A 13,127-nucleotide genomic window follows, 5' to 3' on the forward strand; every position below is an offset into this window, starting at 1 on the left:
GGGCCCGTTGCGTGAACTCATCGGTATGCGCCTAGGGATTCCGCCCGATACCGCCGCGGGGGCCTTAGGAACCAGCATCACCTGGCATGACATCGACGATCGGGCGTGTCCTGCGGGACCGCAACGCGGGGCTGTATCTGGGTGCGGTGGTGGTCTCCGGCTTCGGGAGCACCGCGCTGTGGCTGGTCTCCGGAATCTGGGTGAAGGAGCTGACCGGCTCCGACGGACTCGCCGCCCTCTGCCAGTTCGCGCTGTGGGCGCCCACCCTCATCGGCCCGCTGCTCGGCACGCTCGCCGACCGCACGCGCCGCAGGCCGCTCCTCGTGGCCGCCAACCTCGCGACCGGCGCACTGGTCCTCTCGCTCTTCACCGTCGACGGCGCGGGACGGCTGTGGATCATCTTCGCGGTGCTCGTGGTGTACGGGGCGTGCGGCGTGGTCACCGACGCGGCGGAGGCCGCCCTGGTCCCCACGGCCGTCGACAAGGAGCTGCTCGGCGACTTCAACGGCCTGCGGATGTCGGCGAACGAGGGCATGAAGCTGGTGGCGCCGCTCGCGGGCGCGGGTCTGTTCGCGGCGTACGGCGGCGCCCGCGTGGCACTCCTGGACGCCGTGACGTTCGTACTCGCCGCGGGGATGTACGGCCTGCTGCGGGTGAGCGAGAGCAGGCCCGAGCGCAAGCGGGCGTCCCTGCGGGAGCAGACCGTCGAGGGGACGCGCTACCTGTGGGAGCACGAGCGGCTGCGGCCCCTGGTGCTCGGCGGCGGCCTGACGATGCTGACGTCGGGGATCAGCGGGGCGACGAGCTACGCCATCGTCGAGGGGCTCGGGCACGCGCCGACGTACGTGGGCCTGCTGTCCGTGGTGCAGGGCACCGGGTCGGTGGCGGTGGGCATCGCATCGGGGGCACTGATGCGGCGGTTCGGGGCGTGGCGGTTCGGCGGCGCGGGCATCGCGCTGACCGGTGTCTCCGTGGCGCTGATGGCCGTCCCGGACGACGCCACCGTCATCGTGGGGCATCTCCTCAACGGCATCGGACTGCCCTGCGTGCTGATCGCGGGCCTGACGGCGGTGCAGCGCGAGACGCCGGACGCGCTCCTGGGGCGGGTCGCGGCGACCGCGAGCACGCTGATGTTCGCGCCGACCGCGATCGGGATCGCGGCCGGCGCGGCCCTCGTGGAGAGCGTCGACATCCGGGTCCTGCTGCCGGTGATCGCGGTGGCGCGGCTGCTGATCGCCGCGCCCCTGCTGCGGTCCCGGGCCCTGGCTACTTCACGTCCGCCCAGCGCTTGATCGTCGCGACGGCCCGCGCCTGCTCGGCGGCGGGCAGCTTGGCGATCGACGCGCCGTGGTTGGCTCCCGGCACCTCGTAGCGGTAGGAGTCACGGTGGCTGGGGGTGAACCGCTCCGCGCTCCACGGGTCGTTCTCGCCGTAGACGAACATCATCCGCTGCCCCCGGGTCTTCACCCAGCGGTCGACGTCGGCGATGGTCTTGTTGTTGTACGACCCGCGCATCGCGGCGGGCAGGACGGAGTTCGGCTGGTAGAGGCCGGGGTAGTGGCGCACGCCCTTGAGGTGCTTGAACTTCAGGTCGGCCCAGCCGAGTTGGGTGGCGGCCTGGCGGTAGTAGGGGCCGAGTCCGTGGATGCCGAGCTCCGCGTCGTGGTAGACGCTCAGGCCGTGTCCCGTGGACCAGTCGTAGAGCTCGTCGTCGGTGGCCTTCTTCGCGTCGGGGACGCCGGCGCAGTCGGCCTCCGTGCCGCTCTGCCAGAAGTTCCACACCTGGTCGAGGACCGCGAACTCATAGGCGCGGTCGGTGGTCCCGAGGGTCTCCTCGAAGGTCTGGCCGTTCGCCTTCGCGTCCTTCTCGAACCTGGGGAGCAGCGCGTCGCGGCGTACGAGCATCTCGCGCTGCACGGCGTCGAGACCGTCCCGGCACTCCTTCGTGCCGACCGTCGCGAAGAAGCGTTCGTAGCCGCTGTCGTCGCGGTTGTTCGCGTCGTTGGGCGCCACGAACGCGACGACGGCGTCGAGGTCGTCGGGGTAGAACCGCTCGTGGTACGTCGCCGTCATGCCGCCCTTGCTGGCGCCGGTGCCCAGCCACTTGCCCTTCTCGATGGTCCGCAGCGCCCGGGTCAGGCGGTGCTCGTCGGTGGCCTCCTGCTCGACGGTCATCTTGGACCAGTCGTCGCCCGCCGCGCCGGTGGGCCGGGACTGCCCGAAGTAGCGGTGTTCCAGGCTGATCTGGTTGGCGTCGATCAGCCTGGTGAGGGCGGTGGTGCCGCCGGCGAGGGTGTAGCCGCCGGTATAGAGGACGGTCGGCTTGTCCGTGGCCTTGTGCCAGAGCGTGAGGCGCTGGGCGAAGGTGGGGCCGTCGGGGTCGCGGTGGTCGACGGGCTGCTGATAGGTGAGCGTGTAGAGCGGGAAGCCCTCCTTGTCCGCGACGGAGACCACCTTCATGCCCTCGATCCGCTCCAGCCGCTCGCGGATGTCGGACGGCGCGTCCCCCGCGCGGGCCGCGAGCGGCCGCGCGGCGGCGGGCGCGGTGCCGCCGAGCACCGCGGTGCCCGCCAGCAGTCCGGCACAGATCAGCGCGGATATCCCCTTGTTGCGCACCCTTGTCCTCCTCTGTCCCCGGTACGGGAGCGACGGTCGTGGTCGCGCGGATCGTATCGGCGATCACTCCGGGCGCGACAGGGCCTTCGCGACGTGCGCGAGGTCGGCGTCGGAGGCCAGTCCCGCGTGGTAGAGCCGCAGTTCGTCCGCGCCGAGCGCGGCGGCGCGGGCGGCGTCGTCGGCGAGCACGGCGGGGCGTCCGCCCATGCCGGAGACGACGGTGAGGTTGGCGGCGAGCACGGTGGACGGCGTGCGGTGCGCGGCGAAGGGCGCGAGCGCACCGGCGCCGCCCGTGCAGGGCACGACCACGCCGTCGGCCACGGAGAGGATGTGCGCGGGGTCGACGCCCGCGTTCGCCCCGCAGTGGTAGGGCACCGGGTCGGCGTGGAGCAGGACCTGGAAGCCGGCGGGCGCGGCCTCCCGTACGGCCCGGACGACGGCCTCCTGGAGGGTGCGGGCCGTCTCCTCTCGCCACGCGCGCGTGGCCGCGGCCGCCCCGGCACCGAGGAGCTTCTCGACGGTGTCCCACCCTCCGCCGCTCTCTTCGCCGCGCCACAGGGGCTCCAGGGCACGCCGGACGGCGAGGGCCGACTCGTCGGGTGACAGGCCCTGTTCGGCGTACCCCGCGCGGCAGGAGGCGCAGAAGCAGAGCGACATCAGGTACTGGCCCGCCTCGCCGAGGTCGACGCCGGAGATCTTGTCGTGGGCGTGCAGATGCGCGAGGCCGTACCAGCCGCACGACTCCAGTTCGGTGCCGCCCGTGCCGGTCCCGGGGCGCACGGCCGCCTCCGCGGCCAGGTCGACGAGGTACGCGCGCACGGCGGGCCGCGCGATGCACGGCGCCCAGGCGTAGCGGTCTCCGTAGGCGTTGACCACCGAGGTGTCCGGATGGTCGGCGCCCAGCCGGGAGTTGTGGGCGAGGACGACCCAGCTGTGCACGTCGAGGCCGGCGTCGGTCAGCGCCCGCGCCGCCCGCGCGTACGCGTCGCCCGGCGCCCACTCCCCGGCGGCGTACGGCCGCAGCCGTCTGCCCCGCCACCGCTCGCCCGGCGGGTAGAGCACGGCGGCGTGCGCGGCCGTGACGACGCGGTGGCGCGGGTGGCGGGGGGTCAGCGCGCGCGTGGAGTGGTAGGCGGCGGCGAGGGTGACCTGCCGGACGCCGAGCGCGGCGAGGCGGGCGGGGGCGTCGGGGTCGCCGACGACGTCCCAGGGGTAGAGGAACGCCGCGGCCCTCACGCGCCCGCCTCCGGCCCGCCCGGCAGATCGGCGCCGAGCAACTCGCGGCCCCGCTCCACGAGTTCGGCGAGGCGCTTGACGTGCTCGTCGGCGGGCTCGTGCAGCGGCGGGCGCACCGGGCCGACGTCCTGCCCGGCGAGCCGCACGCCCGCCTTGACGAGGGAGACGGCATAGCCGCGGCCCAGGGCGCGCAGCTCCACGAAGGGCCGGTAGAAGCCGTCGACGAGGCGGTTCACGACCGCGTCGCCCTCCGGCGTACCGGCGTTGAACGCGCGGTGGAAGGCGAGCGCGATGTCGGGCGCGAAGCAGAAGACCGCCGAGGAGTAGAGGCTCACGCCGATGCCGCGGTAGGCGAGCCCGGTCAGTTCGGCGGTCGGCAGGCCGTTGAAGTAGAGGAAGTCGCCCACCGCCGCCGCGCGCACGGCGCTGACGGTGCGCTGCATCAGGTCCATGTCGCCGAGGCCGTCCTTGAAGCCGATGATGCCGTCGGCGCGGGCGAGTTCGACGACCGTCTCCGGGGTGAGGACGGCGTTGTCGCGCTGGTAGACGATGACGTCCAGGGAGGTGGCGGCGGCCAGTTCGGTGTAGTGCCGGACAAGACCCTCCTGGCCCGCGACGACCAGGTAGGGCGGCATGGCGAGCAGCCCGTCGGCACCGGCCTCCTCCGCCAGGCGCGCGTACCGCACGGCGAGCGCCGTGCCGTACCCCGCGCCCGCGACCACCGGCACCCGCCCCGCCGCCTCGTCGACGGCGGCGGCGACGCACTCCTGGAACTCCTCGGGGGTCAGGGCGTGGAACTCGCCCGTGCCGCAGCAGGCGAACACGGCCGCCGCGCCGGCCTCGATGCCGCCGCGCACATGGGCGCGGAAGGCCGCCGGGTCGAGTCCGCCGTCGGGCCCGTACGCGGTGACCGGGAAGAACAGCGGCCCGCTGGGGACGCGGAGTCGGGAAGCAAGGGGGGCTGACGTCACGGGCTCTCCCTAAGGCGTGCACGTTTCTGATTCATGTCCATATCCCTGAACACACCCACGCTAAGCTGCCCTCTTGGGCCCGGTCAAGCGGATCAACTGCCCGCGCGAGAGCGGATTTTCCACCTCCGGAGGGGCCCGGCGAGCCCCTTGACGCGGCGCGATCGCGCTCCCTAGCGTGTCCACGGATGTGAATCCTGTACGTGAATGAGTACGCCCTGCACGTGAATGACTACGCCCTTCAAGGCGCTGCGGCAACCGCCCGAGGCGCCGACACGCGCCCGAGGAGACCCCGCATGCCCGCTCCCCGCACCGTCCTGCTCACCGGCGCCGCAGGCGGCCTCGGCACCCTGATGCGCGGGCTCCTGCCGGCCTACGGCCACGACCTGCGCCTGTTCGACGTGCGGGCCGTCCCGGGCGAGCCGGACGCCGTCACGGCCGACCTCGCCGACAAGGAGGCGCTGCGCGCGGCCGTGCGCGGGGTCGACGCCGTCCTCCACCTGGCGGGCATCTCCCTGGAGTCCACCTTCGACAAGATCCTCAGGGCGAACGTCGAGGGAACGTACAACCTCTACGAGGCGGCCCGCGAGGAGGGCGTGCGGCGCGTGGTGTTCGCCTCCTCCAACCACGCCGTGGGCTTCACGCCGCGCCCGCGGGGCGAGGACCCGCTGATCCCTCTCGACACCCCCCGCCGCCCCGACACCTTCTACGGCCTCTCGAAGTCCTTCGGCGAGGACCTCGCCCAGCTCTACTGGGACAAGCACGGCATCGAGACCGTCTCGGTCCGCATCGGGTCGTGCTTCATGGAGCCGTCGAGCGTGCGGATGCTGTCGGTCTGGATGAGCCCCGGCGACGGCGCGCGCCTCTTCCACGCGGCGCTCACCGCACCCGACGTGCGGCACACGGTGGTCTATGGCTCGTCCGCCAACACCCGCCTGTGGTGGGACCTGTCGTCGGCCCGCGCGCTCGGGTACGACCCGCAGGACGACTCCGAGCAGTACGCGGAGAAGCTCATCGCCGAGCAGGGCGAACTGGACCCGGCCAACCCCGACCACGCGCACCTGGGCGGCCACTTCTGCACGAACCCGCCGGTGTGGCCGTACTGAAGCAGGTGTGGCCGCACAGAAGCCGATGCGGCCGTACTGAAGCCGGCGTGGCCGCATCCGGGGCGCCATGCCCGCACTGACCGTGAATCGGCCGAAGTGGCCGGAGTGAGCCGCCCCGCCCGCCCGGTCCGTCCGGGCACCGAACGGGCACGCGGAACCCCCGATACGGGCACGCCCGCACCCCGCCGCACAGGCAGCCGCCCGGCCAAGCGGGCACATCCGGGCAGCATCGTGCCCGTGGCGAGCCTGGTCACGCTCCCGGACGGGCGGTAGAACTTCCCCACAGGGCCCGAACGGGCACCGCGGACCCAGGGGAAGAGGTGGCGCCGATGACCGCGGAAGAACGTCAGCGGCGGATCGTCAACGCGGCCCGGAACTCCGGCTCCGTCGACGTGACGGCGCTCGCCGCCCAGCTCGGCGTCGCCAAGGAGACCGTCCGCCGCGACCTGCGCGCCCTGGAGGACCACGGCCTGGTCCGCCGCACCCACGGCGGCGCCTACCCCGTGGAGAGCGCGGGCTTCGAGACGACCCTCGCCTTCCGCACGACCATGCACGTCCCCGAGAAGCGGCGCATCGCGGCCGCCGCGGCCGACCTGCTCGGCGACGCCGAGACCGTCTTCGTCGACGAGGGGTTCACGCCCCAGCTGGTCGCCGAGGCGCTGCCCGAGGCCGCGGCGGGCCGCGCGCTGACCGTGGTCACCGCCTCGCTGGCCACCGCGGGCGCCCTCGCCGAGGCGGAGAACGTCACCGTGCTGCTGCTCGGCGGCCGGGTCCGCCCCGGCACGCTCGCCACCGTCGACCACTGGACGACCCGCATGCTGGCCGGGTTCGTCATCGACCTGGCCTACATCGGCGCCAACGGCATCTCCCGCGAGCACGGCCTGACCACCCCCGACCCCGCGGTGAGCGAGGTGAAGGCGCAGGCCATCAGGGCCTCGCGGCGCACCGTGTTCCTGGGCGTGCACACCAAGTTCGGGGCGACGAGCTTCTGCCGGTTCGCGGGGATCGGGGACCTGGACACGATCGTCACGAGCGGCCGGCTGCCCGCGTCCGAGGCACACCGCTACTCGCTCCTGGGGCCGCAGGTCGTCCGCGCCTGACCCACCCCGCCCCTCCTCCCCGTTTCCCCGACCGCACCCCCGCCCCGCCCCTCCCCGCACCCTCGTCCCCGCACCCCCTCACCTCCCGAAACGACCGCCCACCCCTTACCCCCGCACGCCCCGCAGCACCCCATTCATCCCCATACATTCCATTCACCCCCATACGTCCAGGAGCGATTCATGCGAACCCCGAGCCGACGGAGGCCGCGCGCGCTCGCCGCGGTCGCCGCAGGGACGCTGCTCGCCCCGCTGCTCGCCGGCTGCTGGACCGGCGCCGGCGGGACCGGTTCAGGCGGCGACTCCATCAACGTCCTCATGGTGAACAACCCGCAGATGGTGGAGTTGCGCAAGCTGACCGCCGCCCACTTCACCAAGGAGACGGGCATCGAGGTGAACTTCACCGTCCTGCCCGAGAACGACGTCCGCGACAAGATCAGCCAGGACTTCGCCAACCAGGCGGGGCAGTACGACGTGGCGACCCTCAGCAACTACGAGATACCGATCTACGCCCGCAACGGCTGGCTGCACGAGGTCGGTTCGTACGCCCGCGAGGACCGGACGTACGACGAGAAGGACATCCTGCCGCCCATGCGCCAGTCGCTCACCGGCGCCGACGGCAAGCTCTACGGACAGCCCTTCTACGGAGAGTCGTCCTTCCTGATGTACCGCAAGGACGTCTTCGAGAAGGCGGGCCTGACCATGCCGGAGAAACCCACCTGGCAGCAGGTCGCGAAGCTCGCCGCCCAAGTGGACGGCAAGGAGCCGGGCATGAAGGGCATCTGTCTGCGCGGTCTGCCCGGCTGGGGCGAGGTGATGGCACCGCTGACGACCGTGGTGAACACCTTCGGAGGCACCTGGTTCGACAAGGACTGGAAGGCCCGCCTGGACTCCCCCGAGTTCAAGAAGGCGACCCGCTTCTACGTGGACCTCGTGCGCGAGCACGGTGAGTCCGGGGCCGCGCAGTCCGGCTACGCCGAGTGCCTCAACAACCTCACCCAGGGCAAGACCGCCATGTGGTACGACGCGACGGCCGCCGCCGGATCGCTGGAGTCCGCCAAGTCCCCGGTCAAGGGAAAGATCGGCTACGTCGCCGCCCCCGTGGCGGGGACCGAGAGCTCCGGATGGCTCTACACCTGGGCCTGGGGCCTGCAGAAGGCCTCGCGCAACCCCGACAAGGCCTGGAAGTTCATCTCCTGGGCCTCGGGCAAGGAGTACGAGAAGCTCGTCGGCGAGAAGATCGGCTGGTCGAACGTGCCCGCCGGCAAGCGCGCGTCGACGTACGCGAACCCCGCCTACCGCGAGGAAGCCGCCGCCTTCCAGGACGTCACCCGCGCCGCCATCGAAGGCGCACGGCCCCGCGACCCGGGCGTGCAGCCCCGGCCCGCGCCCGGCATCCAGTTCGTCGGCATCCCCGAGTTCACCGACCTCGGCACCAAGGTCTCCCAGGAGATCAGCGCCGCCATCGCCGGACGCCAGTCCGTCGACGCGGCCCTGCACACGTCGCAGCAGCTCGCCGAGAAGATCTCCGAGGAGTACGAGGGACGATGACCGCCACCGCGAGCACCACCGCCGCCGGGCACGCGCGCGCGTCCGACGCCCGCACGCCGAGGCCGCCGGGGACACCGGGACGGCTGCGCGCCTGGGCCACCAGGGCGCCCCTGCTGCCCGCCCTCGTCTTCATGATCGCCGTGACCCAGCTGCCGTTCGTGGCCACCCTGGTGATCTCCTTCTTCGACTGGAACGCCCTCTATCCGGACGCCCGCAGCTTCACCGGACTCGCCAACTACACCGAGGTCCTCACCGATGCGGACCTGCGCAAGTCCGTGCTGACCACGATCCTGCTCACGGCCTCCGTCGTGCTCGCGAGCCTCGTGATCGGGCTCGGTCTCGCCCTGCTCCTCGACCGGAGGTTCAAGGGGCGCTCCCTGGTCCGTACGCTGCTCATCGCGCCGTTCCTGCTGGTCCCCGTGGCCGCCGCGCTGTTGTGGAAGCACGTGCTCTACAACCCCGAGTACGGGCTCTTCAACGGCCTGCTGCACTGGATCGGCGGGGACTCCGCGGCCCAGCCCGACTGGATCTCCCACACCCCGCTCCTTGCCATCGAGGCCTCGCTGGTGTGGCAGTGGACGCCCTTCATGATGCTGATCCTGCTCGCGGGGCTGCAGAGCCGCGATCCCGAACTGGTCGAGGCGGCCCGCATGGACGGCGCGGGCGCCTGGCAGGTCTTCCGCCATCTGACCCTGCCCCACCTGCGCCGCTACCTCGAACTGGGGGCCCTGCTGGGCTCGATCTACATCGTGCAGAACTTCGACGCCGTCTTCACCATCACCTCGGGCGGCCTCGGCACCGCGAACCTCCCGTACACCGTCTACCAGAGCTTCTATCAGGCCCACGAGAACGGCCTGGCCTCCGCCGCCGGTGTGCTCGTCGTCATCGGCTCGCTGATCATCGCGACCTTCGCGCTGCGGGTCGTCTCGTCCCTCTTCCGTGAGGAGGTGTCCCGCTGATGGCCGCGTCCGTGAAGTCGCGTCCCCGCGCGCGGGGAGCCACGCTCGGCCTCGCCGCCTGGCTCGCCGGGATCCTGTTCTTCCTGCCCGTCGCCTGGATGGCACTGACCTCCTTCCACTCGGAGGAGGACGCCGCGACCAACCCGCCCTCGCTCGCCGCCTCGCTCACCCTGGACGGCTACCGCGACTTCTTCGGCGCGGGCGGCGGCGCGAGCCCCTGGCCCTCGCTGATCAACTCGACGGTGGCGTCGGCCGTCTCGACCCTGTGCGTGCTGGTCCTGGCGCTGCCGGCCGCGTACGCCCTGTCCATCCGGCCCGTGAAGAAGTGGACGGACGTGCTCTTCTTCTTCCTGTCCACGAAGATGCTGCCGGTCGTGGCGGGCCTGCTGCCGCTCTACCTCTTCGCCAAGAACACCGGCCTGCTGGACAACATCTGGCTGCTGGTCCTCCTCTACACCTCGATGAACCTGCCGATCGCGGTGTGGATGATGCAGTCGTTCCTCGCCGAGGTGCCGAAGCCCGTCATCGAGGCCGCGCAGATCGACGGGGCCCGGCTGCCGACGATCCTCGCGCGCGTGGTGGCACCCATCGCGCTGCCCGGGATCGCGGCGACCTCCCTGATCTGCTTCATCTTCAGCTGGAACGAACTCCTCTTCGCACGGGTGCTGACGGGCGTCGTCGCCCAGACCGCGCCCGTCTTCCTGACCGGCTTCATCACCAGCCAGGGCCTGTTCCTGGCGAAGGTGTGCGCCGCGTCGCTCGTCATCTCCCTGCCGGTGCTCGCCGCGGGGTTCGCCGCCCAGGACAAGCTGGTCCAGGGCCTGTCGTTGGGAGCCGTGAAATGAAGGCAGCGATCGTCGAGTCGGTGGGCAAGGTCGTCGTGGGGGAGGTGCCCGACCCGACGCCGGGGCCGCGCGACGTCGTCGTGGAGGTCGCCGCGTGCGGCCTGTGCGGGACCGATCTGCACATCCTTCAGGGCGAGTTCGCGCCCACCCTGCCGGTGGTGCCGGGCCACGAGTTCGCGGGCACCGTCGTCGGTCTGGGCCGGGACGTGACCGAACTGGCCGTCGGCGACCGGGTCGCGGTCGACCCCTCCCTGCACTGCCACGAGTGCCGCTACTGCCGGGCCGGACGCGGCAACCTCTGCGAGCGGTGGGCCGCGATCGGGGTGACCACGGCGGGCGGCGCCGCCCAGTACGCCCTCGCGCCCGCCGCCAACTGCGTCCGCCTGCCCGACCACGTGCGCACCCAGGACGCGGCCCTCATCGAACCGCTCTCGTGCGCGGTGCGCGGCTACGACGTCCTGCGCTCCCGGCTCGGATCGCACGTCCTGATCTACGGCTCCGGGACGATGGGCCTGATGATGCTGGAGCTGGCCAAGCGGACCGGCGCCGCCAGCGTCGACGTCGTCGACCTCAACCCCGAGCGGCTCGCGACGGCCACCCGGCTCGGCGTCTCCGCGTCGGCGGCCGGCGCCGACGAGCTGGACCGGCCCGGGGGCTGGGACGTGGTGATCGACGCGACCGGCAACGCGGCGGCGATCCAGGACGGCCTCGACCGCGTCGCCAAGGCGGGCACGTTCCTCCAGTTCGGTGTCGCGGACTACGCGACGCGCGTGACGATCGACCCGTACCGCATCTACAACCAGGAGATCACCATCACCGGCTCGATGGCCGTCCTGCACAGCTACGAGCGGGCCGCCGAGCTGTTCGCGGGCGGGGTGCTCGACCCGGACGTGTTCATCAGCGACCGGCTGCCGCTGGACTCCTACCCGCGGGCGCTCGACCAGTTCGCCGCCGGAGTGGGGCGGAAGATCGTCGTGGTGCCGTAGCCCGGCGAAAGGCCGCGGTCCCGTGAAGACGCAAGGCCGCGGTCCCGTAAATCGGTACCCCTCGGCATGGCCGCGGCCTACGCTCCCGGTCATGCCGAGACCTCACGGATTCACCTACGAGCACCGCGCCGACGGCTCCGTCGTGATCACGCACGGCGGACGGGCCGCCGGAACCCTGCGCGGCGCCCGCGCCGAGCGGTTCCTCGCCGAGGCCGGGAGCGGCGATCCGCAGCTGGTGATGGCCCGCTGGACCGGCAACTACAAGCACGGCAACGAACGCGCGGCGCGTGCGCACCCCCGCAACCGTGGTTGAGAACCCGCAACCGTGGCTGAGAACCCGCGAGCGAGGCCGAGAAAATCCTTGCGCGGGTAAGGGAACGGTAAAGCGGGGTCGTTCGTTACCCCTGGCATGACAGCTATGACCCCCGGCTCGAACATCCCGCTGACCGCCGCCCGCGTGGCGGTGGACGTCGCCGCTCCGGTGCGGCTCGACGTATCGGGCCTGCTGCTCACCGCCGACGGCAAGGTGCGCTCCGACGACGACTTCATCTTCTTCAACCAGCCCTCCGGGCCCGGCGTGACCTACCAGTCGGGCGGGGGCACCACCCCCGACAAGGTGACCGTGGACACGGCCGCCGTACCGGCCGGCATCGAGAAGATCGTCGTGACGGCGAGCCCGGACGCGGCGGGCCAGACCTTCCAGGGCGTCGAGCCCACGGCCACGATCCGCAACGCCGACGACGGCTCGGTGCTCGCCACCTTCACGCCGCCCCAGCTCGGCACCGAGACGGCCCTGGTGATCGTCGAGATCTATCTGCGCAACGGCGCGTGGAAGGCCCGCGCGGTCGGCCAGGGGTACGCGAACGGCCTCGCGGGCATCGCGACGGACTTCGGCGTCTCGGTGGAGGAGCCCGCCCCGGTCGCGCCGCCCGCCCCGATGGCGCCCCCGGTGGGCCAGCCCGTGCAGGGTCCGCCCCCGCCGGCCGCCGACCCGCGCCTGGCGGCCCCGCCGGCGCCGCCCGCTCCCCCGGCCGCCCCCGCGCCCGGCGCCGGGAAGATCAACCTGGACAAGGGCCGGGTCAGCCTCCAGAAGAACCAGACGGTGTCCCTGGTCAAGGGCGGCCGCCCGCTGCTCTCGCAGGTCAAGATGGGCCTCGGCTGGGAGCCCGCGTTCCGCGGCAAGGACATCGACCTCGACGCCTCCGTCATCGCGTACGGCCCGCAGCGCAACCACGTCGACAGCTGCTACTTCGGCAAGCTCTCGATCGTGAACGGCGCGATCAAGCACTCCGGCGACAACCTCACGGGCGAGGGCGGCGGTGACGACGAGGTGATCGTCGTCGACCTCGGCCGTCTCCCGCAGGACGTCACGGGCCTGGTCTTCACGGTGAACTCGTTCTCCGGCCAGAAGTTCACGGAGGTCGCGAAGGCGTACTGCCGCCTGATCGACGCCGCGTCCGGCGAGGAGCTCGTCCGCTTCGACCTCACCAACGCCGAGGCGCAGACGGGCGTCATGATGGCCAAGCTCATCCGGCAGTTCACCGGCGAGTGGGAGATGACCGCGATGGGGCAGTTCGTGAAGTCCCGCACGGTGCGCGGCATGGTGAAGCCGGCGGCGCAGGCCCTTTGAGGACGTGAGCGGGCGCCCCTAAAGGGCGCGGGCGGGCACAGGGAGCCGGCAGCGGTCAGAGCCCGGATCCGCGCGATGAACTCGGGCCCGGGAAGCGGCAGTTCCACGTCGTCGTCCACGAACTTCACGGCGG

Annotated in this window: 12 protein-coding genes; 9 read left to right on the top strand and 3 right to left on the bottom strand. The window is 72.1% G+C overall.

The annotated features are described in order from the left end of the window. Positions 1–86: 86 nt before the first annotated feature. On the top strand, positions 87–1,292 hold the full coding sequence (locus AB0L89_RS36045) for an MFS transporter (protein ID WP_365151034.1): 1,206 nt from the start codon (positions 87–89) through the stop codon (positions 1,290–1,292). Here the strand turns inward: AB0L89_RS36045 and AB0L89_RS36050 are convergent. The 3 genes from AB0L89_RS36050 to AB0L89_RS36060 form a co-directional block, all read right to left on the bottom strand. Further along, a complete protein-coding gene (locus AB0L89_RS36050) occupies positions 1,267–2,616 on the bottom strand; it encodes a S28 family serine protease (protein WP_365151037.1) in 1,350 nt (449 codons plus the stop codon). The genes AB0L89_RS36045 and AB0L89_RS36050 overlap by 26 nt on opposite strands. A 63-nt stretch (positions 2,617–2,679) precedes the next feature. Continuing rightward, positions 2,680–3,852 carry a hypothetical protein gene (locus tag AB0L89_RS36055; RefSeq protein WP_365151040.1) on the bottom strand — a complete coding sequence of 391 codons (1,173 nt, stop codon included), beginning with the start codon at positions 3,850–3,852 and terminating at the stop codon, positions 2,680–2,682. Continuing rightward, positions 3,849–4,823, bottom strand: a complete 975-nt coding sequence (locus AB0L89_RS36060; protein ID WP_365151043.1) for a 5-dehydro-4-deoxyglucarate dehydratase — start codon at positions 4,821–4,823, stop codon at positions 3,849–3,851. Before AB0L89_RS36060 ends, AB0L89_RS36055 begins: the two co-directional genes overlap by 4 nt. A gap of 293 nt (positions 4,824–5,116) precedes the next feature. Between AB0L89_RS36060 and AB0L89_RS36065 the strand changes: the two genes are divergently transcribed. The 8 genes from AB0L89_RS36065 (at position 5,117) to AB0L89_RS36100 (ending at position 12,994) form a co-directional block, all read left to right on the top strand. Beyond that, positions 5,117–5,926, top strand: a complete 810-nt coding sequence (locus AB0L89_RS36065; RefSeq protein ID WP_365151046.1) for an NAD(P)-dependent oxidoreductase — start codon at positions 5,117–5,119, stop codon at positions 5,924–5,926. Between the two features lie 329 nt (positions 5,927–6,255). Next, positions 6,256–7,026: a DeoR/GlpR family DNA-binding transcription regulator gene (locus AB0L89_RS36070; RefSeq protein ID WP_365151049.1), complete on the top strand. Its 771-nt coding sequence runs from the start codon at positions 6,256–6,258 to the stop codon at positions 7,024–7,026. Positions 7,027–7,206: 180 nt separating this feature from the next. Further along, entirely contained in the window at positions 7,207–8,574 is a 1,368-nt protein-coding gene (locus AB0L89_RS36075) for a sugar ABC transporter substrate-binding protein (RefSeq protein ID WP_365151052.1), read from the top strand. Then, positions 8,571–9,533, top strand: a complete 963-nt coding sequence (locus tag AB0L89_RS36080) for a sugar ABC transporter permease (protein WP_365151055.1) — start codon at positions 8,571–8,573, stop codon at positions 9,531–9,533. The genes AB0L89_RS36075 and AB0L89_RS36080 overlap by 4 nt, the downstream gene beginning before the upstream one ends. Next, a complete protein-coding gene (locus AB0L89_RS36085; RefSeq protein WP_365151058.1) occupies positions 9,533–10,378 on the top strand; it encodes a carbohydrate ABC transporter permease in 846 nt (281 codons plus the stop codon). The genes AB0L89_RS36080 and AB0L89_RS36085 overlap by 1 nt, the downstream gene beginning before the upstream one ends. After that, entirely contained in the window at positions 10,375–11,364 is a 990-nt protein-coding gene (locus AB0L89_RS36090; RefSeq protein ID WP_365151061.1) for a zinc-dependent alcohol dehydrogenase family protein, read from the top strand. Before AB0L89_RS36085 ends, AB0L89_RS36090 begins: the two co-directional genes overlap by 4 nt. A gap of 91 nt (positions 11,365–11,455) precedes the next feature. After that, complete coding sequence (locus AB0L89_RS36095) at positions 11,456–11,677, top strand: hypothetical protein (protein WP_365151064.1); 222 nt, start codon at positions 11,456–11,458, stop codon at positions 11,675–11,677. A 105-nt stretch (positions 11,678–11,782) separates the two neighbouring features. Next, on the top strand, positions 11,783–12,994 hold the full coding sequence (locus AB0L89_RS36100; protein ID WP_365151085.1) for a TerD family protein: 1,212 nt from the start codon (positions 11,783–11,785) through the stop codon (positions 12,992–12,994). Positions 12,995–13,127: the final 133 nt, after the last annotated feature.

Source organism: Streptomyces sp. NPDC052114 (assembly GCF_040680155.1).
GTDB lineage: Bacteria > Actinomycetota > Actinomycetes > Streptomycetales > Streptomycetaceae > Streptomyces.